The 24,609-nt window shown below is 59.3% G+C and carries 25 protein-coding genes; 12 read left to right on the plus strand and 13 right to left on the minus strand.

All coding sequences use genetic code 11. The features are described 5' to 3' along the window. Positions 1-13 precede the first annotated feature (13 nt). On the minus strand, positions 14-1,414 hold the full coding sequence (locus HY36_RS08570; RefSeq protein ID WP_241764174.1) for a M23 family metallopeptidase: 1,401 nt from the start codon (positions 1,412-1,414) through the stop codon (positions 14-16). A gap of 162 nt (positions 1,415-1,576) precedes the next feature. Between HY36_RS08570 and HY36_RS08575 the strand changes: the two genes are divergently transcribed. The 8 genes from HY36_RS08575 (at position 1,577) to mnmA (ending at position 9,212) form a co-directional block, all read left to right on the plus strand. Then, a complete protein-coding gene (locus HY36_RS08575; RefSeq protein ID WP_035551130.1) occupies positions 1,577-4,915 on the plus strand; it encodes an intermembrane phospholipid transport protein YdbH family protein in 3,339 nt (1,112 codons plus the stop codon). Positions 4,916-4,990: 75 nt separating this feature from the next. Then, positions 4,991-5,182, plus strand: a complete 192-nt coding sequence (locus tag HY36_RS08580) for a YnbE family lipoprotein (RefSeq protein ID WP_155841806.1) — start codon at positions 4,991-4,993, stop codon at positions 5,180-5,182. Positions 5,183-5,207: 25 nt separating this feature from the next. After that, positions 5,208-5,555 carry a YdbL family protein gene (locus HY36_RS08585; RefSeq protein WP_035551135.1) on the plus strand — a complete coding sequence of 116 codons (348 nt, stop codon included), beginning with the start codon at positions 5,208-5,210 and terminating at the stop codon, positions 5,553-5,555. Between the two features lie 36 nt (positions 5,556-5,591). Then, a complete protein-coding gene (locus tag HY36_RS08590) occupies positions 5,592-5,852 on the plus strand; it encodes a hypothetical protein (RefSeq protein WP_035551138.1) in 261 nt (86 codons plus the stop codon). Positions 5,853-5,934: 82 nt separating this feature from the next. Beyond that, the gene (locus HY36_RS08595; protein WP_051602643.1) at positions 5,935-6,576 is read left to right on the plus strand and encodes a histidine phosphotransferase family protein; all 642 of its coding nucleotides are present in this window, start codon (positions 5,935-5,937) and stop codon (positions 6,574-6,576) included. 91 nt (positions 6,577-6,667) lie between these two features. Further along, positions 6,668-7,033 carry a response regulator gene (locus HY36_RS08600; RefSeq protein WP_035551140.1) on the plus strand — a complete coding sequence of 122 codons (366 nt, stop codon included), beginning with the start codon at positions 6,668-6,670 and terminating at the stop codon, positions 7,031-7,033. Positions 7,034-7,101: 68 nt separating this feature from the next. After that, entirely contained in the window at positions 7,102-7,944 is an 843-nt protein-coding gene (locus HY36_RS08605; protein WP_051602644.1) for a CheR family methyltransferase, read from the plus strand. A gap of 83 nt (positions 7,945-8,027) precedes the next feature. After that, positions 8,028-9,212: a tRNA 2-thiouridine(34) synthase MnmA gene (gene mnmA / locus HY36_RS08610; protein WP_035551143.1), complete on the plus strand. Its 1,185-nt coding sequence runs from the start codon at positions 8,028-8,030 to the stop codon at positions 9,210-9,212. On the opposite strand, the gene HY36_RS08615 is transcribed toward mnmA, so the two are convergent. From HY36_RS08615 to HY36_RS08645, 7 genes are all read right to left on the minus strand, one after another. Next, positions 9,209-10,051 (minus strand): DMT family transporter, encoded by an 843-nt coding sequence (locus tag HY36_RS08615; RefSeq protein WP_035551146.1) that lies wholly within the window; start codon positions 10,049-10,051, stop codon positions 9,209-9,211. The two genes, mnmA and HY36_RS08615, sit on opposite strands and share 4 nt — an antisense overlap. A gap of 24 nt (positions 10,052-10,075) precedes the next feature. Further along, positions 10,076-11,155 carry a mitochondrial fission ELM1 family protein gene (locus HY36_RS08620; RefSeq protein ID WP_051602645.1) on the minus strand — a complete coding sequence of 360 codons (1,080 nt, stop codon included), beginning with the start codon at positions 11,153-11,155 and terminating at the stop codon, positions 10,076-10,078. Continuing rightward, on the minus strand, positions 11,156-11,629 hold the full coding sequence (greA, locus tag HY36_RS08625; protein WP_035551149.1) for a transcription elongation factor GreA: 474 nt from the start codon (positions 11,627-11,629) through the stop codon (positions 11,156-11,158). A gap of 67 nt (positions 11,630-11,696) precedes the next feature. Next, positions 11,697-14,969, minus strand: a complete 3,273-nt coding sequence (gene carB / locus HY36_RS08630) for a carbamoyl-phosphate synthase large subunit (RefSeq protein WP_035551151.1) — start codon at positions 14,967-14,969, stop codon at positions 11,697-11,699. A gap of 198 nt (positions 14,970-15,167) precedes the next feature. Next, complete coding sequence (locus HY36_RS08635) at positions 15,168-15,506, minus strand: glycine zipper domain-containing protein (RefSeq protein ID WP_035551153.1); 339 nt, start codon at positions 15,504-15,506, stop codon at positions 15,168-15,170. 117 nt (positions 15,507-15,623) lie between these two features. After that, positions 15,624-16,253, minus strand: coding sequence for a YceI family protein (locus tag HY36_RS08640; protein WP_035551156.1), 630 nt, complete (start codon positions 16,251-16,253; stop codon positions 15,624-15,626). Between the two features lie 49 nt (positions 16,254-16,302). Then, complete coding sequence (locus tag HY36_RS08645; RefSeq protein WP_035551159.1) at positions 16,303-17,037, minus strand: MBL fold metallo-hydrolase; 735 nt, start codon at positions 17,035-17,037, stop codon at positions 16,303-16,305. Between the two features lie 110 nt (positions 17,038-17,147). On the opposite strand from HY36_RS08645, the gene HY36_RS08650 reads away from it, so the two are divergent. Continuing rightward, positions 17,148-18,128 (plus strand): M48 family metallopeptidase, encoded by a 981-nt coding sequence (locus tag HY36_RS08650; RefSeq protein WP_035551162.1) that lies wholly within the window; start codon positions 17,148-17,150, stop codon positions 18,126-18,128. Here HY36_RS08650 and HY36_RS08655 read toward each other — a convergent pair. Beyond that, positions 18,125-18,760, minus strand: a complete 636-nt coding sequence (locus tag HY36_RS08655) for a YdcF family protein (protein WP_162175971.1) — start codon at positions 18,758-18,760, stop codon at positions 18,125-18,127. The two genes, HY36_RS08650 and HY36_RS08655, sit on opposite strands and share 4 nt — an antisense overlap. Before the next feature lie 56 nt (positions 18,761-18,816). Then, on the minus strand, positions 18,817-19,242 hold the full coding sequence (locus tag HY36_RS08660; protein ID WP_035551169.1) for an NUDIX hydrolase: 426 nt from the start codon (positions 19,240-19,242) through the stop codon (positions 18,817-18,819). Between the two features lie 109 nt (positions 19,243-19,351). Here HY36_RS08660 and HY36_RS08665 point away from each other — a divergent pair, with 109 nt between their 5' ends. After that, on the plus strand, positions 19,352-19,750 hold the full coding sequence (locus HY36_RS08665) for a VOC family protein (RefSeq protein WP_035551172.1): 399 nt from the start codon (positions 19,352-19,354) through the stop codon (positions 19,748-19,750). 4 nt (positions 19,751-19,754) lie between these two features. Here the strand turns inward: HY36_RS08665 and HY36_RS08670 are convergent, their stop codons facing one another. The 3 genes from HY36_RS08670 to HY36_RS08680 all read right to left on the minus strand — a co-directional run bounded on the left by HY36_RS08670 (position 19,755) and on the right by HY36_RS08680 (position 21,254). Further along, entirely contained in the window at positions 19,755-20,366 is a 612-nt protein-coding gene (locus HY36_RS08670) for an exopolysaccharide biosynthesis protein (protein WP_035551175.1), read from the minus strand. A 124-nt stretch (positions 20,367-20,490) separates the two neighbouring features. Then, positions 20,491-20,784 carry a CC_3452 family protein gene (locus HY36_RS08675; RefSeq protein WP_035551178.1) on the minus strand — a complete coding sequence of 98 codons (294 nt, stop codon included), beginning with the start codon at positions 20,782-20,784 and terminating at the stop codon, positions 20,491-20,493. Positions 20,785-20,900: 116 nt separating this feature from the next. Continuing rightward, positions 20,901-21,254: a UrcA family protein gene (locus HY36_RS08680; RefSeq protein ID WP_035551181.1), complete on the minus strand. Its 354-nt coding sequence runs from the start codon at positions 21,252-21,254 to the stop codon at positions 20,901-20,903. A gap of 205 nt (positions 21,255-21,459) precedes the next feature. On the opposite strand from HY36_RS08680, the gene HY36_RS08685 reads away from it, so the two are divergent. Together HY36_RS08685 and HY36_RS08690 are read left to right on the plus strand one after the other, a co-directional pair. Beyond that, positions 21,460-22,800, plus strand: a complete 1,341-nt coding sequence (locus HY36_RS08685) for an acyl-CoA dehydrogenase family protein (protein WP_035551183.1) — start codon at positions 21,460-21,462, stop codon at positions 22,798-22,800. Between the two features lie 107 nt (positions 22,801-22,907). Continuing rightward, a complete protein-coding gene (locus tag HY36_RS08690; RefSeq protein ID WP_035551186.1) occupies positions 22,908-24,578 on the plus strand; it encodes a DUF4332 domain-containing protein in 1,671 nt (556 codons plus the stop codon). Positions 24,579-24,609: the final 31 nt, after the last annotated feature.

The raw sequence follows: 24,609 nt of genomic DNA on the forward strand, positions 1-24,609 counted from the left end.
GATCGTCCGTTGACTAGGGCGAAGGCGGATTGGTTTCTGCGGTAGATGCCAGCAATTGTGCGCCTTGTGCGGAGCGGATGGCGTCGATCTCGGCCTTGCGGAGCTCGAACTCGGCCAGCATCTCTGGCGTTTCGGCCAGCTTGCGCCCGGTCGGAAGCTTCAACGACATGGCGTTTACCGGCTTGCCCTTGATGTAGACCTCATAATGCAGGTGCGGACCGGTGGAGGCACCTGTCGAGCCGACATAGCCAATCACATCGCCCTGCCGCACACGTTTGCCAGCGCGTACGCCGGGCCCATAGCGCGACATGTGCGCATAGGCGGTCTTGTAGTCATTGGCGTGCTTGATGCGAACATAGTGGCCATAGCCGCCATAGCGGCTGGCGCGTTCGATCGTGCCATTGCCGGCCGCATAGATGGGTGTGCCGGTCGGTGCCGCGAAATCTGTGCCTTTGTGCAGGCGGGTGTAGCCCGAGATCGGGTGACGGCGGTTGCCGAAAGAGGATGAAAGCCGCGCGCCATTGATGGGCGTCTTCATCAGGAATTTCGTCGCGCTCTCGCCCTTTTCGTCGAAATAGTCGCCGATGCCGTCATCGCTTGGCGTGAACCGGTAGAAGCCCCGCGTCAGGGCGCGACCATTCAGTTTGGCAAAGACAAGTTCGCCATTCTTCACGGGCGTGCCGCGCTCGTCCACCATGGTTTCATAGACCATTTCGAAAGAGTCGCCGGGATGGATCTCGCGTTGGAAGTCGACATCATAGGCAAACGCACTGGCGAAATCGACGACCTGCTGGTCGCCCGCGCCAAGTTTGCGGGCGGCGTCATAGATTGAAGTTTCGATCGGTGCAGCCACCCGGTGATAGGTCGGGCTCAACCGCGCCTTCAGCTCACTTGCGGTCCAGTCGCCGGTGGCTGTTCGCGTGATGAACAGGTTGCGCTCGGCGTCAGCCTTGATGTTCAGCGCGGTCAGCTTGCCATTGGTGAGAAAGGCGTCTGCCTTCACGCCGGGGCGCAGACGGCGCGGATCCAGGAATTCCTTTTCGTAGATCGTGTGCAGGGCTGCGGCTGCGTCAGACGGCTCCGCACCGAGGCGCGTGACCAGTTCTGTCAGTGTTTCCCTGCGCTTCAGCGTGTCGCTTGTCTGCGTTGGCGCGCCGAGGACAGGCTCGAATTCGGTCGCCGACAGCAGTGTTGCAGCGAGCGGCGGCGGAACGGGCGATGCGTGCGCCGCGCTAATGCCGCCGGATTCACTGTCCGGGCCGATGGAAACGACTCCCAGAACTGCCGATACCGACCCCAGAAGGCCCAGCACGATCAGGCTTTTCACGCCGTGGGACACAGTGCGTGCTGTGTCGGCGTGTGTTGTCTCATTCTTGTTCACGTCATGCACCATGGCGCGATTTCCCTCACTCACTTAGTGCCACCCAACACCGTTCGTCTCTATGGACTGTGACTGCAAGAAGGACCTTTTATACCGCTTACACGTTAAGAAACGACATTTTTGCTCAATTTGGCCTTCTTGCTTCTCTACAAATCCTAGTAGCCAATCAAAGCAAGAAGCAAGCCGGAAGCCTCAGTGAATACGCCACATTACAAAGATTTAGAGGTCGATAGCTCGAAACCGGGCAAACAGCGCCTGAAATGGGGGCGTTGGTTGGCTCTGGCTGTTTTGACGCTGATCCTGCTGTTTGCGGCTCTGGTCTGGCTGGGTCGGAAGTACATCGCCCAGCAGGCACTCGCCCAATGGTGTCATGAACAATCGCTGGAATGCCAGGCGACCTTTGAAAGTCTGGGGCCTGGTGGCGCGATGCTGACCGATGTGCGCATCCGTTCGGGTGGTGAGACGCCCTTTGCGGCGGATGAGGTGATTGCGGATCTCGAATGGAGCGGCTTTGTGCCGTCTCTTGGAGGCGTGTCCGTCGTCGCACCACAGCTTCGCGGAACGCTGGACGATCGCGGCCTGCGATTCTACGGGCTGGAAAGCGTCGGCGGGTCTGGCAGCGGTGGCGGCGGCGCGCTGCCGCCCGTGAAGGTCAGTGCGGGGCGCGTGTCGCTTGCCACAAGCGCGGGTGACATTGGTGCCTCTATTGATCTGGAAGGCGAGTTCCCGACATCCGGCACGCTTCAGATGCGGCTGGACCCGATATCGCTGTCGGGGCCTGAGGGGACGCTTGTGTGGTCTGAAGGGCGGGTGGACGTCGTCGCGCAGGATGGGCAACTGGAAGGGGACATCTTCCTTGATCTTCAGCAAGCTGAAATTCGCGGCGTGCAGGCCCGGGAAGTCCAGCTCGAAGCCATCCTGAACTCGCCGATCAGCGGAGAAGGGCAGACCCAATTCGTCTGGGACGGCACCATTTCGAGCGCCAGCTGGACCGGCTATGAAGTGACCGATGCAGAGACGAACGGACAGGCTATTTTCGCGCAATTACCGTCGGCAGATCTGAACTCGGTTCTCGATGCCCTGATCCGATTGTCGGCTGAGGGAATGGTCGGAAAAGTTTCGGGCAGCGCGTTCGCGGGGCGCGATGTCGCTGCCGAGCTGGATTTGAATGGTGAAGCCGGCCGCGTCTCTGGTCCGTTCCTCGCAGTGGCGAACGCATTTGAGCTTCCCCAGGGCCGCGGAGATACCGCCACGGTTCGGGGGGAATTGCGGCGTACGGCAGATGCAGGCATCGGTATTGAGGCCGAGATCACGACCGCAGGCGTCGCGCTCAATTCCGGCACTTCCGGCCAGCTTACAGATTTGATCAACTTGCCAGACATCTTCTCGGCTCACGAAGCCAGCCTGAAAGACGCACTGCGCCGGGCAATGGTCGGGTTTGATGCGTCGCTCGCGGTTGATGCGCAGCGCGATGAAAGCGGCTGGAGCATGTCCGCGACCGGACCGGCCCAGGTGACCTCGAGAACTGGACTCGCGCTCGACATCGAGCCTGCCGAGACCGCCTGGTTCACTCAGCAAGGACAGTCGCGCTCCTTCGATGCCAAGCTCGCGATGCGCGGCGGCGGCTTTCCCAATGTTGAGACTACTCTGTCGCTGAGGACCACTGAGAATGGCCTCAACGAAATCCATGCGCGCGATGTAAAACTGGCTCCGTGGCGCGCTGGTGACCGTAGCTTGTCTGCGGACCTGTCCAGCTTTGACCTTTTGCGCTCGGGCGAAGGGGCGCTCACTCTCGAAGCGGAAGGCAAGATCGGGATCGCCGGAAATGTGTCTGGTTTCGATCTGGCCTCGACGCATGTGACGGGGCATCTCATCGTGTCGTCCAGCGACGACGGATGGCGAATTGCGACGACAGAACGTTCCTGCCTGCAGCTGGACAGCGAGGGTGTTCGTTTCGGATCTGTGCAGCTTGGCGCATTCCAGACCCCAATTTGCCCGGAGGGCAACGAGTTCATCAAACCCGGCGAGGCCTTTGCCGGATCGACGACACTTGGCGACATTTCCATTCCCATTGCCTTCTCGTCGAATACTGGCAGCGTCAGTTTCACCAATGCGGAAATCGACTGGACCGGCGGCAAGACGGCCAGCGTCTCAGCCATTGCGGATGCGTTGTCCCTGTCCCTGAACATAGGCGAGCAATCGCTGACGATAGATGGGCAGACATTGCGGCTGGGCCTTGCGACACGCTCCAATGCGCCCCCCGCACTGTCTGCGCGACTGGGCGCGACAAAATTCGACGGATCGCTCATTCCTGCCGATGTCAGCTCCACGGATTTCCGCTTTGACGGAACAACAGGCGAGAGTGGAGTGAAAGGCGGCCTCAGCGCAGATGGCGTCATGATCCGGGATTATCGGGCAGATCCGCTCTATCAGCCATTGACGGCAGATCTGGATGCGACGCTGAATGGACCTGATTTCTACATGACCGGTCCACTCAAACTTTCGTCCAATGGCATCACCGTGGCGGACACGCTTTTGCGGCTCGATATCGCCACGCTGACGGGCATGGCGGCGGTTAACAGCCGGGACCTGACCTTTGAGCCGGGCGGCCTTCAGCCCTGGCGTCTGTCAGACCGACTGCGCGGCGTGTTCACGGATGCTCGGGGTGATCTCGTTGCCTCTGCGCGGCTCGAGATCGAGGGCGGCAAGATCGGTGGAACGGCCGATGTGACTGTTTCGGAGTTTGGGTTCCAGACCACGCGGCTTGGGCGGGTGCAGGGCGTGAATGGACAGGTCACGTTCAGTGACGTCATCGCCCTCACCACTGAGCCGGGGCAGGTGATCTCGGTAGAGCGGCTGAACCCCGGTGTGCCGCTCGAGAGTGGCAAGATCACGTTCCAGTTGGTCAATGGAAATCAGTTCAACGTGGAATCCGCATCATTCCCGTTTGCGGGTGGCACATTGGCGCTGTCGCCACTGAATTGGTCCCTCGCGGGAGAGCAGCAGACTGTTGAGGTAACGGCAAACGGCATTGAATTGTCGAAACTGGTGGAGGTGTTGAAATTGCCAGACACGCGCGCCACGGGCACCGTCTCCGGCAGCTTCCCCATTAACGTCGAGGGCACGGACATCTTCGTGCGTGATGCCCGCCTGAAGGCCGATGAGGAAGGCGGTTACATCTCCTATCAGGGCACCGCCGCTGACTCCGCCGGAGCGGCCGATCCGAATGCGAAGATGGCGTTTGAAGCGCTACAGGATTTTGATTTCACCGTGCTGGAGCTTGGGCTGGATGGAAACGTGCGCGACCGGATGACGATTTCCCTGATCCTGGAGGGCCAGAGCCGCAAGGGCATTGCTTATGGCAATGGCAATCAGGTGCTCAATGGTCAGCCCTTCCTGTTTGATATCACGGTCAATTCCGCACTGGGTGAGCTACTACGCAATGCGCAATACTATACCAGCCAGAAAAGCCTGACTGACGAGGTCGTCAAACAGGTCACGGCGAAGCGGCTGGAGGAAGGCGAACGTGAATAGCGCACAACGGTCAACTTCATTGACGTTAAGGCGGCGTGTGGCATGGTCCGTCCGAACCTTGAGGAGCGAATCCTGATGAAATTTCCAAAAGCCTTGCTGATTGGCGCGGGCATAGCAGCTCTGGCGGCATGTACGCCGACCGTGCGCATCGAACCGTCCGACAAGCCGATCAAGATCGATCTGAACGTCAATATCACCCAGGAAGTCCGCGTGATCCTCGACAAGGAAGTCGAAGATTTGATCGCGGATAACCCGGACCTGTTCTAGTCTTGCGAAATCCGGAGACGAAATCATGAAATCCCTTCGCACTTTCTTCGCTGCACTTGCCCTTGTTTTCGGCATGTCAGCGCTCGCGCCAGCAGCTTTTGCGGGTGATCCCGTGATTGATGCCGCAATTGAATCTGGTCAGGTTGGTGAGCGCATCGACGGTCGCCTGGGCGTGATCGGATCGGCCGATCCGGCACTGATCCGCAAGGTTCAGGAGATCAACAACAAGCGCGCCGCAAAATACGCCGAAGTCGCTGCTGAGACCGGCACAACGGTCGCTGAAGTTGCCCGCATTACCGGCGAAAAGCAGATTTCCAAACTGAGCCGCGGCCAGTGGTACATGGACGCGAGTGGCAGCTGGAAGCAGAAATAGCTTGTTCGCAGCCCAAGCCGGGATAGATACCGGATCATGTCACGCAAGCTGATCTTCTGGGTTGTCGCCAGCTTCCTGTTCCTCGGGGCCATGCTCTGGGGCATCTCGCGATTGTGGGAAAGCAACGCAGATGGCCTGTCCGGGCATGGCTGGGTCGCCTATGTGCTGGGCGGAGTCCTGACGCTCGCACTCTCCATGGGGCTGTTCCTGCTGACATTCCACAGCGCACGCCACGGCTATGACGAGATTGACCGTCCCGAGGACCGAACTGATCAGAACATTGATTATCGCCAATAGTTCATACAGCTTTGATTGACAGGCAGGGCGGCTCACACAATTCTGCACGGAATTCAATTTCCAGAATGGGGCTGCCTACTTCATGATCGATCCTGCACGCTTGTCCGCGTACATTGCTTCGCGCATCTGCCACGACCTGGTTTCGCCTGTGTCCTCGGTTACGAATGCGCTCGATCTGCTGAATGATCCCGGCGATGTAGAGATGAAAGCGCAGGCCGAAGCCCTGTTGCATGACGGCGCGGAAAAGGCTGGGGCGCGGATCCAGTTCCTGCGTTACGCCTTCGGTTCGATTGGCCTGAATTCCGGGGCAGCGGATATTCACGAAGCCCGCAAGATCACCGAGAATTTCGTCGCCAGCCACCGGCCGAGCATCGAGTTCGACATTCAGACCGATCATCTCAGCTTCTCCCATGTGCGCCTGATGATGAATCTGGTGATGATGGGCATTGACTGCCTGCCGCGCGGTGGTGTGATCCAGGTACGCATCCGCAATGAGCCCGTGGGGCTGACCATTGCGCTCACCTGCAAGGGCAAGCGGGCGCGCCTGCGTCCTGACATTGCCAATGGAATCAAGGAAGTGGAGCCGGAGGATGGCTGGCGTCCGGAGACGATCCAGCCGCTGTTTGCGAAGATCATCTGTGATGGTCTGGGCGGCGAGCTGACGGCCAGCGAGAATGATGAGACAGTCATCATCATGGCGGCAGGTATTCGCGCCGAAGGCTGATTGCGGGGCGCTGAAAATTTACACTTTGGAAAGGGTTTCTTAACCGGGGCCCTTGAGATTCGTATTAATACTGCTGCGCACAGGATCCATCATGAAAACCTGTTTGATCGTCGACGATTCCCGCGTTGTCCGAAAGGTTGCGGCCCGTATCGTGCGCGACCTGAAATTCGATGTCGTGGAAGCCGGAGACGGCGCGGAAGCCATGCGCCACTGCCGCGAGAAGATGCCAGATGCCATCCTCCTGGACTGGAACATGCCGGTGATGAACGGGCTGGATTTCCTGCGCGCGCTGCGCCGCGAGGAAGAGGGCAAGCGTCCGCTGGTTGTGTTCTGCTCCATCGAAAACGACGCTGAGCATATCAATGAAGCGTTGAGTTCGGGCGCGGACGAGTTCATCATGAAGCCGTTCGACGCGGATATTCTTGAAAGCAAATTTGTAGAAGTCGGGCTCGTTTGAAGCATTTCTTAACAAACCTTACCTAATGCATAAGGTTTAGGGGCAGAATGTCCGATTCGGAGTGTCAGATGCAGGAAGAGGTATTCAACGAACTGGCTGAACTGGCGCTGAAAGGCTCCGGTCAGGCGATTCCGAAATCCAAATCCTATCTCATTGAGGCACGGCTCGCGGCGATCGCCCGGCGCGAGGGCTTCGGCACGATGGCTGACCTCGTCCATTGCCTGAAATCTCGCGCAAATGCCGTGTTTGCTGCAGAAGTGGCCGCAGCGCTTGTATCCAAGGACACATGGTTCTTCCGAGATCGCGAGGCGCTGCAGCGTATCGTTGAAGATGTGCTGCCAAAGCGCCTGAAAGCGTCCAATACAGGCCGCCTGAAGGTCTGGTGTGCGGGTGGCGCGACAGGTCAGGAAGCCTATTCGCTGGCCATCTTGCTGGAAGACGAATTGCCCGCCAGCCTTCGCGGGGCGAAGATCGACATTCTCTCGACAGATATTTGCAAGGTGGCAACAGAGAAAGCCCGCACCGCCCGTTATGGGCACTATGAGGTGCAGAAGGGCCTTTCCATTCACCGCTTGGTCAAACACTTCACACGTCTGGAAACAGGGCAGTGGGAGGCGTCAGATGCGCTTCGCTCCCGCGTCAGTTTCCGCCAGCACAATCTGCTTGAGCGGGCTGACGGGCTTGGCAATTTCGACGTTATCCTGTGTCGCAATGTCCTGTCTGGTATGGCCCGGCCAGCCCGCACACAAGTGATAGAAAGCGTTGCGAAACAGATGATGCCCGGCGGCATGATCTTGATGGGCAGCGGTGAAAACATGTTCGGCGTGACCGACAAGCTGGAGCCCGCGCGCGAATTCCGCGGTGGCTGGGTCGCGGCGGGTACTGCCAACGCTGAGGCGTCTGCGGCCTGACCCCCTCGCAATTTGGCGCGCCTCGCGCTATATGCCCCCATTCCTGAAACTGCTCCGGGCCTTTACCCCGGATGGAGTGAGACATGACTTATGAATTGCCGCCGGCCTGGGATGGCCGTGTGAACTCTCTTGGATTTGCCAAACCGCCTGCGGAAACGCGCGTTGTCGCCGCCATGTCTGGCGGTGTCGACAGTTCCGTTGTGGCCGCCATGCTGAAGGCGCAGGGCTATGATGTCATCGGCATCACGCTGCAGCTGTACGATCATGGCGCCGCCATCGAGAAGAAGGGCGCCTGTTGTGCGGGGCAGGATATCCACGATGCCCGCAACGTATCTGATCAGATCGGCATTCCGCACTATGTGCTGGATTACGAGTCGAAGTTCCGTGAGCAAGTCATGGAAGACTTTGCTGATACATATCTGGCGGGTTCGACCCCCATTCCCTGCATCCGGTGCAACCAGACGGTCAAATTCTCTGACCTGCTGAAGACGGCGCGGGATCTGGGCGCGGACTGCCTGGCGACCGGCCACTATATTCGGCGTACAGATGGCGAGGACGGGCCCGAATTGCACCGCGCTGCTGATGCCAGCCGCGACCAGTCTTACTTCCTGTTCGCCACCACGGCGGAACAGTTGGACTATCTGCGCTTCCCGCTGGGCGATCTGCCGAAAACGCAAGTGCGCGAACTGGCGGACCAGTTCAATCTGCCGGTTGCCTCCAAGCCTGATAGTCAGGACATTTGTTTCGTGCCGGAAGGCTCTTACGCGAATGTGGTTGAGAAGCTGCGCCCCGGTGCCGGGCGTGGCGGTGAGATCGTGCATCTTGATGGCCGCGTGCTGGGTGAGCATAATGGCGTGATCCACTATACGATTGGCCAGCGCCGGGGCCTCGGCGTGGCCACAGGCGATCCGCTCTACGTGGTGAAGATTGATGCGCCGAAGCGGCGTGTCATCGTGGGTCCGCGCGAGGCGCTGATGACATCGGGCCTATTGCTCGAGGAACCGAACTGGATCGGGGATGGCACGCTTGAGGCAGCCGCCAATTCAGACGCACCTGTGCTGGTCCGTGTGCGGTCGACGCGCCCACCGGTACCAGCGCGCATTGGCTGGAGCGATGGCGTGCCGGCGATCTGGTTTGATGACCCGGAAGAGGGCGTCGCGCGCGGTCAGGCCGCAGTGCTCTATGACGCGGCAGGCAGCACGCGCATTCTCGGCGGCGGCTTCATCCTCAAGACCATCCCGGCAGACGATCGCGTCGTGGCGGCCTAGCGGACTGAACGCGGTTTCACGACTGACAGGCCAATGCCCCCGAGAACAATCAGTGCGGCCATCACGAAGCGTAGTGTCAGATCCTCGCTCAGGAAGGCAACTCCACCAAGCGTGGCAAAGATCGGCACGCTGAGCTGCGCAACGGCGGCTGTGGACGATGCCAAACGGGGTAGCACAGCGTACCAAAGGGCATAGCCGAGACCGGATGTTACAATGCCTGACAGGCAGGCCAGGACGAAGCCCTCGAATGTTACATTTGGCGCCAGGGCGAACAGGGCGAGCAGGCTGAACGGGGCGGCAAGCGTGAAATTGGCTGCGGTCTCCGCCGTGGCATTTTCTGCGCCGCGCCCCATCAGTGAGTAAATGCCCCAGCCGAGCGCTGCAATTCCCATCAGGCCAGCGCCCGTTAGAGAGATTTCTGCATCTGGAGTTGGCCACAGGAACCAGGCAAGGCCGGAAGCTGCGAGCAGCGCACCGATCCACTTCAGTCGGGATACTGACTCCTGCGCGATCACTGCGCCGGCGAACATGGTAATTTGTACACCGCCGAACAGGATCAAGGCGCCTACGCCGGTGTCGAGAGACACGTAGGCGAATGAGAAACCGAGCATATAAGCGAGCAGCGCGCCAACACTGAGATTGCGCTTGCACGTGAACAGGGAGGTGCGATTGTCAGAACGTACCAGAACAATCAGGCAAAGGATTATCGCACCGCTGAAAAGACGAATAACCGCAAAGCTCGCCGGGTCTATCAGTTCTCCTGCGAGCGCGAGACGGTTCAGCACGGAATTGGCCGCGAACGCGATCATGGCCAGAAGGGTGAGGCAGAACAGTTTCATGCCGTCAGCGTGGGGCGCGCGCCATCACTCCATCCAGTCCGGTGGTGCGACCTTGGTGTCGTCTCCGCCCATGCTGGGCTGAGGATGACGTTCCAGAAGTTTTGCGACAATGGCATCGGCAACGCGATCAGCCTCGCGCAGGGCAGGGTACGTCCAGGTTTCCAGGACGCCGCCAAAGAGCCGCGCGGCGCCATGATCGATAAGGCTCTGATGCAGTTTGTCAAATTTTTCGGACCGGCCCTCAAGGCGGGCAATGTGGATCGGCAGATTGTGCCAGGCCGCATCAGACAGCATGTTGGCGCTGTCCTCGGTCACAATGGCGCAATCGGAAAAGACCAGCCATGCGAGATACGGATTCTCGCCGTCTTCCGGCCCCGCCCAGAAGCGGGCGCCAATTTCATCTGCCATCGCACGAAACCTGGCGACGATCTGAACCGGTGTGCGGCGGGATGTGGTGATGCGAAGACGCCAGCCCTGTCCAGCGAGCGTGCGCAATTGGGAGTCGAGGCGCTCTGCGGCGGCATCCGTGAAAGTGTGCGCCTTGGAGTTCCCGCCGAGAATCACAATGGCACTCTTGCCACGTTCATCTGCAAGGTCGGCAAAGGACTGGCCTGCCTGTTCAATGAGGTCTGGCGGAAAATAGGAGGGGGAACCTATTGTCTGAATGACATTCGGTCCGCTGACCTCGTCATGCGCCGGTGTGACCAGAAGGTCGAAATTGTCTGGCGAAATTTTCGGATCAAGGATCTGTACCGTCAGGGTTTTTCCGCCTGACAATTCGCGTACGGCACGCGTCAGCGCAGCGGAGCGCCGTCCGGCGGCAACCCATACAGTCGGCCAGGGTGGCCCCAGCAGGTCACGTTGATCCTTGGGCAGAGCGACTACAGGATTTGGCCATTTGTCCGCCGGCAGCCAACGCCAAGGGATGCGTGGAGTCAGCACCAATGGGTCGGCACGGTGAGCCTCGCCCGCGATATGGGCGATCTGAATCCACCGGCGCGTGTCGCCCAGTGCCTGCAGCACGGCGCGCACCTGCGCAGCATTGCCTGCGCGGCCGTCGGAGACCGCCCAGACGGATGGTCCGAGCGACCCCGCCTCTGCCATTTAACGGTACTCGACCTTGGCGATCTCATAGGCGCGCGCACCGGATGGTGCGGCCACCTCTGCCTCGTCGCCTTCCTCCTTGCCGATCAGCGCACGGGCAATCGGGGAGGTGATGGAAATCTTGCCATCTTTCACGCTGGCTTCATCTTCGCCAACGATCTTGTAGGTGCTTTCTTCTTCCGTATCGACATCAATCAGGGTGACGGTGGCGCCAAAGCGCACCTTGCCGCCGGTCAGCTTGCTGACATCGATGACATCTGCACGGGCCAGCTTGTCGTCGATCTCTGCGATACGGCCTTCGATGAAGCTCTGCTTCTCCTTGGCGGCATGGTATTCAGCGTTCTCCGACAGATCTCCATGCGCGCGGGCTTCCGCGATCGCCGCAATGATATTCGGGCGCTCAACGGATTTCAGCGTCTTGAGCTCGGATTGAAGCGCAGCATGGCCTTCTTCGGTCATGGGAATGCGGTCCATCTGTGTCACCTCTATTGTTGGCGGCAAAATCGTTGTCTTAATTGGTAATGGCGTCAAGTGGGGCTGATCAGGCCGATTGCAAGGCGCGCACCGAGATTTCCCGGTCTTTCTTGCTTTCAATGGCCTGTACCGAGGCGATTGAGGAGGCAAGAGTTGTGAAATACGGGATTTTCCCGTTCACAGCTGTCCGGCGGATGGAGGCTGAATCCGCGAGGGATGCGGCGCCTTCGGTCGTGTTGAACACGAGCTGAACCTTGCCATTGATCATTGCGTCAACGATATGCGGTTGGCCTTCCAGAACCTTGTTGATTCGAGAAACCGGCAGGCCTTTGCCTTCCAGGAATGCGGCTGTGCCGCTTGTCGCAACAATCGAGAAGCCAAGGTCCACGAGTTTCTGGATCGTCGGAACAATCCCTTCCTTGTCTGCATCGCGGAGAGAGACAAATACAGTTCCTGAGTCCGGAAGGTGGACCCCGGCCCCAAGCTGGCTTTTCAGGAAGGCCATGCCGAAATCATCATCCCATCCCATGACTTCGCCAGTGGAGCGCATTTCCGGGCCCAGTTGCGGGTCAACACCGGGGAAGCGGGCGAACGGGAACACCGCCTCTTTCACGGCCACACGGCGCGGATTGGCGTTCGTCAGGTCAAATTCGGTGAGGCTGGATCCGGCCATGACTTTCGCGGCGATGGCTGCGATTGGGGCACCAACAGCCTTGGCGACGAATGGCACGGTCCGGCTGGCGCGCGGGTTGGCTTCCAGAACGTAGATCTCGTCATCCTTGACCGCAAATTGAATATTGATCAGGCCGCGCACTTTCAGCGCCTTGGCCAATGCGATGGTCTGTTCTGCGAGGCGGGCTTGCAGCTCTTTGGACAGCGTATAGGGCGGCAGGGCGCAGGCGGAGTCGCCGGAATGTACGCCGGCTTCTTCAATATGCTCCATGATGCCAGCGACATGCACGTTCTCACCGTCGCACAGCGCGTCCACATCCACTTCGATTGCGTCAGACAGGTAGCGGTCAATGAAGAGCGACGCGTCACCGGAATCCTTGGCCACATCCAGCGCTTCAGACGCGAATTTGCGCAGGTCCTCGTCATTGCGGGCGATTTCCATCGCACGTCCGCCGAGTACGAAGGAGGGGCGCAGCATGACCGGATAGCCGATCTCGTTTGCCTTCACCTCAGCCTCTTCAACTGAGCGCGCCGTCCGCGAGGGGGCCTGCTGTATGTTCAGCGTGTCGAGCAGGGCCGCGAATTGCTCGCGATCTTCCGCTAGATCAATAGAGGCCGGGCTGGTGCCGAGGATTGGGACGTTTTCATTGTCCAGCGTATTTGCGAGCTTCAACGGTGTTTGCCCGCCAAACTGAACGATCACGCCGTTCAGCTTGCCGGCGGATTGTTCCTTGTGGATGGTCTCCAGAACATGTTCATCCGTCAGCGGCTCGAAGTAGAGTCGGTCGGATGTGTCATAGTCCGTGGACACCGTTTCCGGGTTGCAGTTGACCATGATAGATTCGATGCCAACATCTTCCATCGCAAAGGCGGCGTGACAGCAGCAATAGTCAAACTCGATGCCCTGTCCGATCCGGTTGGGGCCGCCGCCGAGGATGATGGCTTTGTTGCGGTTCGAGGGCAGGGCCTCGCATTCGGCTTCGTCTGCGCCGAAAACAGGATGCTCATACGTCGAATAGAGGTAAGGGGTCTTCGCCGCGAATTCTGCCGCACACGTATCGATACGTTTGTAGACAGGGCGCACGTTCAGGCCGTGGCGCTGTGCACGGATATCTGCCTCCGTTTTGCCGACGAGTTTGCCCAGACGTTTGTCCGAGAAGCCCGCCATTTTCAGCTGCAGCATACCGTCTGCATCAGCGGGCAAGCCATCCTTCAGAACGCCTGCTTCGATCTGCATCAATTCTTCAATCTGCCGCAGGAACCATTTGTCGATTGAGGTGACCTGATAGACCTCGTCGACGCTGAGCCCCTGGCGCAGGGCCTGGGCGACAACCCGCAACCGGTTCGGCGATGGAACGCCCAGCGCATTGCGCAGGTCGGCTTCAGTTTCAAACGTGATTTCATCAAGACCTGACAGGCCGGTTTCCAAAGAACAGAGCGCCTTCTGAAGGCTTTCCTGGAAGGAGCGGCCGATTGCCATTGCTTCGCCCACGGACTTCATGGCTGTGGTCAGGACCGGATCAGCGCCCTTGTACTTTTCGAATGCAAAGCGCGGGATCTTGGTGACGACATAATCAATCGTCGGCTCGAATGAGGCGGGTGTGACACCTGTGATGTCATTGTCCAACTCGTCCAGCGTGTAGCCCACGGCCAGCTTGGCTGCGATCTTCGCGATCGGGAAGCCGGTCGCCTTGGATGCCAGCGCCGAGGAGCGAGACACGCGGGGGTTCATCTCGATGACAACGAGACGGCCATCTTTAGGGTTCACGGCGAATTGCACGTTGGAGCCGCCCGTCTCAACGCCAATCTCGCGCAGCACGGCGAGGGAGGCATTCCGCATCACCTGGTATTCGCGGTCGGTCAGCGTCAGGGCTGGCGCAACAGTGATCGAGTCACCTGTGTGCACGCCCATCGGATCAATATTCTCAATGGAGCAGATGATGATCGCATTGTCCGCCTTGTCGCGAACAACTTCCATTTCGTACTCTTTCCAGCCGAGCAGGCTCTCATCGACAAGGATTTGCGCCATGGGGGAGGCTGCAATGCCTGACCGGCAGATCTCTTCATACTCCTCGACATTGTAAGCAACGCCGCCGCCTGTTCCGCCCAGTGTAAAGGCCGGGCGAATGATGGCGGGCAAGCCTACCTCGTCAAGCGCTTCCATCGCACGCTTCAGACCTTCGATCCGGTCGTATTTGCCATCTTCCTTCTTGGGAGAGGAGATGATCGCCGCGCGCGGATTCTCCAGACCGATCCGGTCCATCGCTTCGCGGAACAGTTTGCGGTCTTCGGCCATCTCGATGGCTTCAGCCTTTGCGCCGATCAGCTCGACGCCATGCTTTTCAAGAATGCCGGCATAGTGCAGGTCCAGCGCGCAGTTCAGCGCTGTCTGGCCGCCCATGGTTGGCAACAATGCGTCCGGCTTTTCGGCCTCGATGATCTTCTCGACGACTTCAGGAAGGATCGGTTCGATATAGGTAGCGTCGGCCAGCTCCGGATCGGTCATGATCGTCGCCGGGTTGGAGTTTACCAGAATGACCCGGTAGCCCTCATCCTTCAGCGCCTTGACTGCCTGAACGCCTGAATAATCGAACTCGCACGCCTGACCGATGATGATCGGACCCGCACCAATGACCAGAATAGAGCGAATGTCAGTGCGCTTCGGCATATTACATGTCTCCTACCGGCCAAACGGCTGCCTCATAGCTGGGAGTCGGGGGCGGGGGCAAGGCTAAACGGTCGCGTTTCCGGGATTCACTGTAATTGATGGCGACGAATCCCTGAAGACCGGCGCCCGGAGTCCATAGAGGAAGGCCCGCATCCATTTGGATACGGGCCTCACCATCACACCAACGTCCTTATCGGATTACCAGCGCGACCTGTCATAAGGGTAACGGTCATAGGCGTCAGCATAGCCATCGCCATCAGCGTCTTTTTCGTCGGCCTGGTCTTTCACGCCCGGCATGTCGCAATCTTCGGATTCGGTACAGCCTTTGGCCGCGCCACCTGCACCGCCCAGAACCGCGCCAATTGCTGCGCCGCGCTTTGCGTCACCATCGCCGACATTGTTGCCGATCACTGCGCCGGCCGCAGCGCCTGCAGCAGCGCCATAAGCTGCGTTACGTTCGGTTGTGCCGGTCTGGGTGCAGGCGGCCAGAGCGATGGCGCTGATGCCTGCTGCGGCGAGTTTCAGATAAGCGGTCATGGGACATTCCTTTCCGTATTGTACGGCAGAGAAACGTCCCCTTGTTGCGCTGGTTCCGTGGAATATCAGACACTTACCGTATCGTAATCTCCACGCATTGCTGTGCGTGTGCCCCGGCTACTGCTCGAAGACGAAGGACACCGACACTGGAACCGCCGGGCTGATGGACGGTAAAGCCGCCACTTCGCGCAAGGCTTCAAGGCCCGCATCCAGTTCGAAATCAGCGGCGTGTACCAGAACCGGACTTGCGGATTCCACCAGCACCTTGTCAGCGCCAACCCGTGTTACGAACAGGTCTGCGAAATATGCATTCTCCGCACCGTGCAGGCCGACAGTGATGTCAGCCTCGATCCGCCTCCGGTCGCCTTCTTCCATTTCACTGAAGGCATCAAGCGCTGTCTCGGACGTAATGGTCAGCGTGGGATGGGTTTCGGTTTCGAACAGCATCGCGCGCATCCGCTCGTCCCGCAGCTCAATGGCCGTGTCCACGCTGTCCAGCGCGATTTCAATCGTCGCCGCCCCTTCGGGGGTCACACTGCCCGTCATCGTCTTGAATGTGTGAATCTCGGCTAGCTCATCGGCCTTTGTGGAAACAAATGTCAGCCGCGACTCCTCGCTTACCAGATGCCAATCGGCGCTGGCATCTATTGACGAGCCAGGGACAGGGGCTTCGGTGCTGGAGGGCGCACCACAAGCGGTGAGCGCAAGGGCGCAGGCCCCGGCCAGAATGCTAAGGCGAATGGTCATGATCGGTCTCCGGAAAAGTCGGGGCTTGAGGTCTGCGAGGGAAAGGGGGTCAGCTCCAGCGCTTGGCAAGCTTCTGGCTGGTCGCGTCCGCATTCTGTGTCGCCGCGCCCTGATAGCCAGTGATAGAGTCTGCCACGAACGGATTGTCCTGGCGCTCCTGACCGAAGGTCGAGAGGGGGCCGTGTCCCGGCACAAAGCGCATTTCATTGCCCAGCGGCCAGAGCTTGCCCGTGATGGAGTCGATCAGTTGCTGGTGGTTTCCGCGCGGAAAGTCTGTCCGCCCGATGGAGCCACGGAACAGCACATCGCCGACAAAGGCCAGCGCGCCCGCCTTGTTGTAGATCACGACATGGCCAGGCGTATGACCAGGGCAATGTGCGACGCCAAACTTGTTGCCGGACAGTTCCAGTTCGTCGCCGTCATGCAGGTAACGATCCGGTTTCACATTGCGTCCATCGGTGATGCCGTATTTCGCGCCCTGCGCTTCCAGTTCATCCAGAAGCCATTGGTCATCTTCATGTGGTCCGATGATCTGGCAGCCCGTCCGCTCCGAAACCTCGGTCGCGGCCCCCGCATGATCCAGATGGCCATGCGTCAGCCACACGCCGACAATCTTCACGCCGAACTGGTCAGCCGCGCCCATGAGCTTGTCGACCTCACCACCGGGATCAATGAACACGCCTTCCATGGTCTCTGTGGACCAGATCATGGACGTGTTCTGCTGCAGGGGCGTCACCGGGATGATGCGGATTTCGAGCTTCGGCTGAGAGGATTGGTCTGTCATGCGTCCAGAAATAGCGATCCCCACCGCATTCGTGAAGGTGTAACCGTGCTTTCCCTTGCGCCGGGCTTTGGTTTAAATGGGTTAACGAGCAATCGAGATGGAGACTGCCCATGCGCATGCCGCGCCACGCCTATGGCCACAAAACCCGCAGCGGCGGTTTTGGCGGATTGTTGCGCAGCAGGTTCAGCCTGATTCTGGTGGGTTTGTTCCTGGTGTTTCTCTATTGGCAAGCCAATCAGAGCGAAGTGCCCTTCACCGGGCGCAAACAGCTGAACACGGTCTCGATTGAAAAAGAAGTTCAACTCGGCCAGCAATCCTATCTCCAGATCCTCAATCAGGAGCAGGACAGGGGCAATGAAGTGTTCTGCGCGTCGGGCACGGTATGCGCTGGCGAGGCCGCTGAATACACGCAAGCCGTTCGCGACATCGGTCTGCGCCTTCAGGCTGCTGCTGTCGAGCTGGAGCAGGATTTGCTGCGCCAGGGGGCTTCTTTCACGCCCGTCGCAGATCAATTCGACTGGACTTATTATGTCGTGGACTCGGAAACGCCGAATGCCTTCTGCCTGCCCGGCGGATACGTGGCGATCTATACCGGCATCCTGGATGTGACCGGCAATTACGACGGTTCGGTCAGCACCGCGGACATTGAAGACCTCGACAAACTGGCGGTCGTGATGGGGCACGAGATCGGCCATGCGCTCGCCCATCATGGTGCCGAGCGTGTCAGCCAGCAGCGGGTCGTTCAATTCGGCCAGATCGCTGTAGGTGTCGGCCTGGGTGACATGGACGCCTCCCAGCAGCGCGCCATCATGCAGGCCTTCGGCGTTGCGGCGCAGGGTGGAATGCTGGCCTATTCGCGCCAGCATGAAACAGAAGCCGACAAGATCGGTCTCGATCTGCTGGTTCGTGCCTGTTACGACCCACGTGAAGCGCCGGAACTGTGGGAGCGGATGGGGCAGATTGGCGGCGGGCAACGTCCGCCGGAATGGATGTCCACACACCCGGCTTCTGAAACGCGCGCAGAGAATTTCCGCCAATGGATGCCGGATGCGATCGCGGAATATGAGCGCCGCTGCGGGCCGCTCAGCTAGGCGTCTTCATCATCACCGCGTAGTCGGTCAATGATCGCATCGCGCCAGCTTTCCGGCATCAGGAACAAAGTCCACGCGCCTGCTTCATAATGGGCGCGACGCCAGATATCGAGCGGGTTGAACCCACCTCTGGGGCAGGCGCCATATGCTTTCGCCTGATTGCCGGGATGGCTGGCATAAACCGCCTTTGCGCGCAGGATGTGCATGCAGTTGGAGATGAAGACGATCTTGCCGCTTTCTGCGGTGCTGGTCGTGTTGGCGAGGTTTTCCAGGCCGGAAATCGTGTCGCGGCTTTCGACATCTGCGCTGACTTTTTCTGCACGGCCAGACCGCCGGGCGGCAAGCAATGCCATCTCCTGGCTGCCGAGCCGGCCTTCCTGTGGCCGGTGCCCACCGACAACGAGAAGCCGGTCAAGCTTCTCGGCCTTCAGAAGGGCGACGCCCTTGTCTATCCGGGCAGACGCATCGGCCGCATTGTCAGTATAGAAAATGATGCCCCGCCCACCAGACAGCTTGCCGGTTTCATCTGAAAGGCGTGTCACGCCCCAGAACAATAGCGTCGCGACAAGGTCAGCTACGACCAGCCAGATCAACAAGGTTCGAATGCGGTGAATCACAAGGGCTATAATCACCAACTCGCTGTCCGCCGCTAGAGCGGATGTGCAACATCTGCTCCATATTTGCAGTGTTAGTCATTTAGAGAAGGCGCTGCCAGCGCAGCGAGATAATCCCGCACGGGTGTTGTCAGATCATCTGGCAGATCATCCAGCGCAAACCAGCCCCATCCGCCATGCTTTTCCGGCTCCATCACGCGTGGTTCACCGGTGACAATCCGCGCAGAATAAACCGGCGCGACCCAGTGCCGACCATCGCCCTTGTCGATGGTCTCCGCAATACAGGCGAGCCCGGTCAGCTCGATCTGGATGCCGAGTTCTTCCTCGATTTCCCGGCGCGCCGTGTCTTCTGCCCGTTCGCCGAAATCGATCTTGCCGCCCGGCAGGCCCCAGGCTCCGGCTTCAGGCTCTTTCAGGCGCTGGATCAGGAGAAGGCGGCCGGAATCGTCGCGAATGGCCGCGCCGCAACCGGCGCCGGGCAGGGAATCAGAATCACTCATGTCAGTTATCTTATCAGGAGTATGCCTGCGCCCGCACCGCGAACCTGTTTTGGATATGTTTTGGAACAGGGTATCGTGTCGGCGGGAAACATTGAGAGGGGAAGAACCAATGGCAAAAGTGATCGGGCTCGGAGGGCTGTTCTTTCTTTGCAAGGACGTGGACGCAACCCGCGCATGGTACACGCGCGTTCTGGGCATCGAGATTGATGATTATGGCGGGTCCAGCTTTTCGCAGGCTGATGCTGCCGCGCAATTCCCGCAAGGGGCCCGCACGATCTGGGCGCCCTTCAAGGCAGAGAGCGACTATTTCAAGCCATCCGATAGCGACTTCATGATGAATCTGATGGTGGACGATCTGGACGGCATGATCGAGCGGGTCAGGGCAGAAGGCGTTTCGGTGGAGGGAGAGCCAATGGTCGAGAGCTATGGCAAGTTTGCCTGGGTGATGGATCCCGATGGCCGCAAGATCGAGCTGTGGCAGCCAATCGAGTCCGAGCCCGCAGTCTGACGGATCAGAACCAGCCCGCAACCTTGCCCCATGGCACGAACAGCAGCGTGATGGTCAGTGCCGCCAAAGTGGCGGTGAAACCCGCCAGCATCACCGCGCCATCTCGCGCAACGAGGCCGAGGCCAAACAAGGTTATCGCGACACCTGGGGCCGCAACAGCGAACGGGACCAGTTCCAGCGGAATCATCAGGATTGCAAGAACGGAGACGGCGACTGCGGCCAGATAGGTCGCCGCTTTCCCTGCGGCCCAGGAAAGTCGCTCCGTAATCATCCGGTCCACCCGTTTCAGCCATGGCTTCACGCGGTCTTCGGCCTGTTCCAGCTTTTCAGTTTCGATAGATTGGTTCTGAATGAAAGAGGGCATCCAGATATGACTGGCCCCGAACAGGATCTGCAGACTGAAAAGAAGAATCACGAAACCGACAATCGCTGGCAGGCCCGGAATGCCGCCGAGCGGCGGCAGCACGACCAACAAGCCCAGCAGGGTGATGATGGGTCCGAAAGAGCGCTGCCCGAACATGTCGAGCAGGTCTCCAATGGAGACCTCGCCATCATCGCCTTCTTCAACGGCGGTTTCGAGAACGTTTTCGAGCGGGTCGCTTTGTGGTGCGGTCATGTCCTTCCTCGTGCTTGCGGATTGAACGCGCAAGCGCCGGATCGGTTCTCATAACGCAAAAAAATGGCCGCCTGGCGAAACACCAGAGCGGCCCGAGGAGAGGACTGCTAGTCAGTCTGACGATCTAGCGTGCAGATTTCTTGCACGACTCGATGTCGTCAGCTTCCAATTCAGATTTGTCGTTGCCGTAGGACACGATCACGCCAGCTTTTTTCGCGATTTTCTTGCAGTCGCGAACAGAGGCTTTCTTGCGGTCGAGGTCGCCCTTGCAAACAGTGCCTTCGCACAGCCAGACGGTGCCGATGGCAACAACCTGGCCGTCTTTCACCGGTTCGGCGGTTTCGAAGGTGAATGTGGTTGCAAATGCAGGTGCGCTGAGCGCGACGAAAGCGGCAGCAGTCAGGGCTGAGCGGATCATGGGAGAAAACCTTTCGGTACGTGGACTTTGGAAACGGTGCCGGACCCTAAGTGTCCGTACCGTCCCCATAACGATTGCTGACGAAAACGTCAATCATTCAGCCTTCCTTAGTTCAGCTAGCCGCCAACATCCGCCACCATGCGCGGGGCGAGGTCTGACTTGGACATATAGGCGGCGGTCAGGCTGGGATGGTCGATCTTGTTCACAGCCTCGGCGACAATGCGCGACACACAGTGATCATCGACGCGCGGTGCGCTCGACACCGGCAACTCATAGCGACACAGGGAAACAGCCTGATCCTCAACGGAATCAAGGACGGAGGCCGCGCCGAGTCGCGTGTGCAGTGCGCTGTTATCATACTGGATTTCAGCTGAAACGGACTGTGCCGGATCGGCCATTGCAGGCGCGGCCCAGGCAATGCCGGCCAGAAGCGCGGCGGTTGTAAGCAGGGAAAGACGGGAAGACGGCATGGGAGGAAACCTTCTTGCAGTTGCGGCCGGTGATGACCGTGTATCCAAACTATAATCAATGAACAAAATGTCAATTGTTCATTGATTATTTTTTTGTGTCTTTCCTGCCGTGGCGGCACAAATTGCCGTGTTGCATCGGCGCGTTATTCTCTTTGGTGGAAACGAGATCGCCAAATGCGACCGCCGAGGAGAGGACACCGGACCCATGGATTTCAATATCCCGCAGGACATTGCCGACTATCTGAACGTGCTGGACCAGTTCATCGAAGACGAGATTCGTCCGCTAGAGCAGCAAGACGACAATATCCGCTTCTTCGACCATCGCCGTGAGTGGGCGCGCACCGATTTCGAGAATGGCGGCCTGCCTCGCCCCGAATGGGAAGAGCTGCTCAGGGAAGCGAAGCGCCGCGCCGACAAGGCGGGGCATCTGCGCTATGCTCTGCCGAAAGAATTTGGTGGTCAGGACGGCTCCAATCTCGGCATGGCCATTATCCGCGAGCATTTTGCGAAACAGGGGCTCGGCCTGCACAATGATCTCCAGAACGAGCATTCCATCGTCGGCAACTTCCCGCAGATCCTGATGTTGCGGGATTTCGCCCGTCCGGATCAGAAGCATCTGGCAGAGGACGCGCTTAACGGGAAATTCCTAGCCTGTTTTGGATTGACCGAGCCGGACCACGGCTCTGACGCAACCCATATGGAGACGCGTGCCGTGCGTGAGAAGCGCGATGGCAAGGATGGCTGGCTGATCAATGGCGAGAAGATGTGGATCACCGGCATGCATGTCGCGACGCATATCATGCTGTTCTGCCGGACCAGCGGTGAGGATGGCGATGCAAAGGGCATCACCTGCCTGCTTGTTCCGGCGCGTGATCCGGGCGTGATCATCGAAGAATACATGTGGACGTTCAATATGCCGACGGACCATCCGCGCCTGACCATCAAGGATGTCTGGGTGCCGGAAGATGCGGTCTTTGGTCCACCGGAAGGCGGGCTGGCCCTGGCTCAGCACTTCGTCCACGAAAACCGCATTCGCCAGGCGGCCAGCTCCGTCGGCGCGGCGATGTATTGTATCAATGAGAGCGTGCAGTACGCCCGCGAACGCAAGCCATTCGGCAAGGCGCTGGCCACCAATCAGGCTATCCAGTTCCCGCTGGTAGAGCTTGCCACCGAGGCTGAAATGTTGCGCCTGCTGATCTTCAAGACAGCGTGGGAAATGGATCAGATGTCAAAGCCTGAAGTGGCGATCCACCTCTCCGACAAGGTGTCGATGTGCAACTACCGGGCAAACCGGCTCTGCTGCAACGCGGCTGACCGGGCGATGCAGGTGCATGGCGGCATGGGCTATTCCCGCCACAAGCCGTTCGAGCATATTTACCGCCATCACCGCCGCTATCGAATCACGGAGGGCTCGGAAGAGATCCAGATGCGGAAAGTGGGCGGCCACCTGTTCGGCTTCATGGGCCCCAACAAGCACGGCCAGGCCAAGGGCGAAAAGGACTCAAAAGGTAAAAGCACTGAGCCGACGGATTTTGCTGTGCGGTAGAGAGGCAACAAAACTCCCCTCCCGCGCGAATGGTTAATGATCGCGTAACTATCATTAGGCATTTCTCATCTGATCCAGTTTACATCAGGCGGGAAAGGGAGACTCGGATGTCTCTGCTCGAACGGGTAATTCGCGGCCATCGGTGTCGCTCGACGCACCACTATATCGCGATGGACGCGCTGTCCCTGATCGCTTCGGATGAGGCGGACAAGTGGAAGGATTTGTTCCTCGTCCATCACGAACATCTGCTGGAAGGGGCCAAGGCGCCGGATTCCAAGTTCAAGGATTTCAAGAACCACGTCCTGCACATTTCTGAAGGGGAGTGGGGCGGCGCGCCGGGCAAGGCGATGGAATGGTATGCCACCGCCGTTGATCATTTGCGCCGCAAGCAGTGGAGCAAGGCTGCCTATGCGCTCGGCGTGCTCAGCCACTATTACGCCGACCCGATCCAGCCTTTCCATACGGGGCAGACGGAAGAAGAAGGCACAATGCACCGCGCGGTCGAGTGGAGCATTGCGAAGTCTCGCGACAAGATTGACGCGCGTATCGAGACGCTAGGCTATCCCGATGTGCCCGTGCCAGAGGGCGCAGGTTTCGTGGCGGACATGGTGCGCAACGGCGCGCGCCTGTCGCACCCGCACTATCAGACCTTCATTGATCACTATGATCTGGACGTCGGCGTGAAGGATCCGCCCGCCGGGCTCGACGAGACCATGTTCGATGCGATTGTGGAGCTGGTGGCTTATGCTACGGCTGGCTTCGGGGCGATCATTTCCCGCGCCATCGAGGAAGCGGCTGTCAGCGCACCGAAGACCAACTTGACGTTGCAGGGCTATATCGAGACTCTGGACATCCCGATCCGCTGGGTCACGGCGAAATTGTCCGATGCCGCTGACAAGCGCACAGTCACGCGCATGTACAAGGAATTCCAGAAGACCGGAAAAGTGATCCGCACGCTGCCGGACGACGACAAGGAAATCCGCAAGATGCACGCCAAACAGGTTTTGCGCGTGCCACTCAAACAGCTCGACAAACAGGAAATCGGTCCGATCGGGTCGAAGAATAAGGCCGTGGAAGAGCGCCTGCTGAATGAGCTGATGGCCCAGGAAGAGACAGCGACCGTCGATACGGTCGAAATCGCTTCAGAAGAGGTAGAGGTTGTTGAGGCGGTCACTGAGCCGGAAACCGCAAAAGACGCGCCGGCTGAAGCCGTAGAAACACCTGCGACCCGGAAAGAGGCACCCCCCAAGGCAGAGGAAGTTCTGTTCGAGCCTGAGCCCGAAACCGAAGCCCAGCCAGAGCCCGTCACGGCGAAAGCCGAACCAGAGGGTCTTGGCGAAGAGTCCGGCGACATCGCCCGACGCAGTCGCATCACGCGGGAATCTCCTGTAGTGGAGGCACCAAGCATCGGCAAGAAGACAGCCAAGCGTCTCGGACGCGCGGGCATCACCACCGTTGGCGACCTGCTTGATTGCGACACGGAGGAAACCGTCTTCCAGGTCGACGTGGCCTATATCGACGTAGACACGCTGAATGACTGGAAAGACCAGACCATTCTGATGATGGAAGTGCCGGGCCTGCGTGTGCACGACGCCCAGATCCTTGTCGGCGCGGGAATCCGCAACCGCAAGGAACTGGCCGAAGCGCCGGCACGGACCCTGTTCATGCTGGCCAGCGAGTTCCTGCAAACTCCGCAGGGCGACCGCGTGATCCGTGACGACGATTACCTCGCTGAAGAGGAAGTCGAAGAATGGATCGAAATGGCGAAGACCGGCTAGGGGCGATTCCTACTGGCTTCCCCTGAGCGCC

The organism is Hyphomonas atlantica corrig., assembly GCF_000682715.1.
Taxonomy (GTDB): domain Bacteria; phylum Pseudomonadota; class Alphaproteobacteria; order Caulobacterales; family Hyphomonadaceae; genus Hyphomonas; species Hyphomonas atlantica.

Bases quoted from the DNA above. Each gene is read 5' to 3' on its own strand.
- HY36_RS08685 (WP_035551183.1), top strand. From the start codon at position 21,460: ATGGATTTCAATATCCCGCAGGACATTGCCGACTATCTGAACGTGCTG.
- HY36_RS08660 (WP_035551169.1), bottom strand. From the start codon at position 19,242: ATGAGTGATTCTGATTCCCTGCCCGGCGCCGGTTGCGGCGCGGCCATT.
- HY36_RS08635 (WP_035551153.1), bottom strand. From the start codon at position 15,506: ATGACCGCTTATCTGAAACTCGCCGCAGCAGGCATCAGCGCCATCGCT.
- HY36_RS08580 (WP_155841806.1), top strand. From the start codon at position 4,991: ATGAAATTTCCAAAAGCCTTGCTGATTGGCGCGGGCATAGCAGCTCTG.
- greA (WP_035551149.1), bottom strand. From the start codon at position 11,629: ATGGACCGCATTCCCATGACCGAAGAAGGCCATGCTGCGCTTCAATCC.
- HY36_RS08680 (WP_035551181.1), bottom strand. From the start codon at position 21,254: ATGCCGTCTTCCCGTCTTTCCCTGCTTACAACCGCCGCGCTTCTGGCC.
- carB (WP_035551151.1), bottom strand. From the start codon at position 14,969: ATGCCGAAGCGCACTGACATTCGCTCTATTCTGGTCATTGGTGCGGGT.
- HY36_RS08595 (WP_051602643.1), top strand. From the start codon at position 5,935: ATGATCGATCCTGCACGCTTGTCCGCGTACATTGCTTCGCGCATCTGC.
- HY36_RS08605 (WP_051602644.1), top strand. From the start codon at position 7,102: ATGCAGGAAGAGGTATTCAACGAACTGGCTGAACTGGCGCTGAAAGGC.
- HY36_RS08620 (WP_051602645.1), bottom strand. From the start codon at position 11,155: ATGGCAGAGGCGGGGTCGCTCGGACCATCCGTCTGGGCGGTCTCCGAC.
- HY36_RS08600 (WP_035551140.1), top strand. From the start codon at position 6,668: ATGAAAACCTGTTTGATCGTCGACGATTCCCGCGTTGTCCGAAAGGTT.
- HY36_RS08640 (WP_035551156.1), bottom strand. From the start codon at position 16,253: ATGACCATTCGCCTTAGCATTCTGGCCGGGGCCTGCGCCCTTGCGCTC.
- HY36_RS08615 (WP_035551146.1), bottom strand. From the start codon at position 10,051: ATGAAACTGTTCTGCCTCACCCTTCTGGCCATGATCGCGTTCGCGGCC.
- HY36_RS08650 (WP_035551162.1), top strand. From the start codon at position 17,148: ATGCGCATGCCGCGCCACGCCTATGGCCACAAAACCCGCAGCGGCGGT.
- mnmA (WP_035551143.1), top strand. From the start codon at position 8,028: ATGACTTATGAATTGCCGCCGGCCTGGGATGGCCGTGTGAACTCTCTT.
- HY36_RS08690 (WP_035551186.1), top strand. From the start codon at position 22,908: ATGTCTCTGCTCGAACGGGTAATTCGCGGCCATCGGTGTCGCTCGACG.
- HY36_RS08670 (WP_035551175.1), bottom strand. From the start codon at position 20,366: ATGACCGCACCACAAAGCGACCCGCTCGAAAACGTTCTCGAAACCGCC.
- HY36_RS08675 (WP_035551178.1), bottom strand. From the start codon at position 20,784: ATGATCCGCTCAGCCCTGACTGCTGCCGCTTTCGTCGCGCTCAGCGCA.
- HY36_RS08590 (WP_035551138.1), top strand. From the start codon at position 5,592: ATGTCACGCAAGCTGATCTTCTGGGTTGTCGCCAGCTTCCTGTTCCTC.
- HY36_RS08585 (WP_035551135.1), top strand. From the start codon at position 5,208: ATGAAATCCCTTCGCACTTTCTTCGCTGCACTTGCCCTTGTTTTCGGC.
- HY36_RS08645 (WP_035551159.1), bottom strand. From the start codon at position 17,037: ATGACAGACCAATCCTCTCAGCCGAAGCTCGAAATCCGCATCATCCCG.
- HY36_RS08665 (WP_035551172.1), top strand. From the start codon at position 19,352: ATGGCAAAAGTGATCGGGCTCGGAGGGCTGTTCTTTCTTTGCAAGGAC.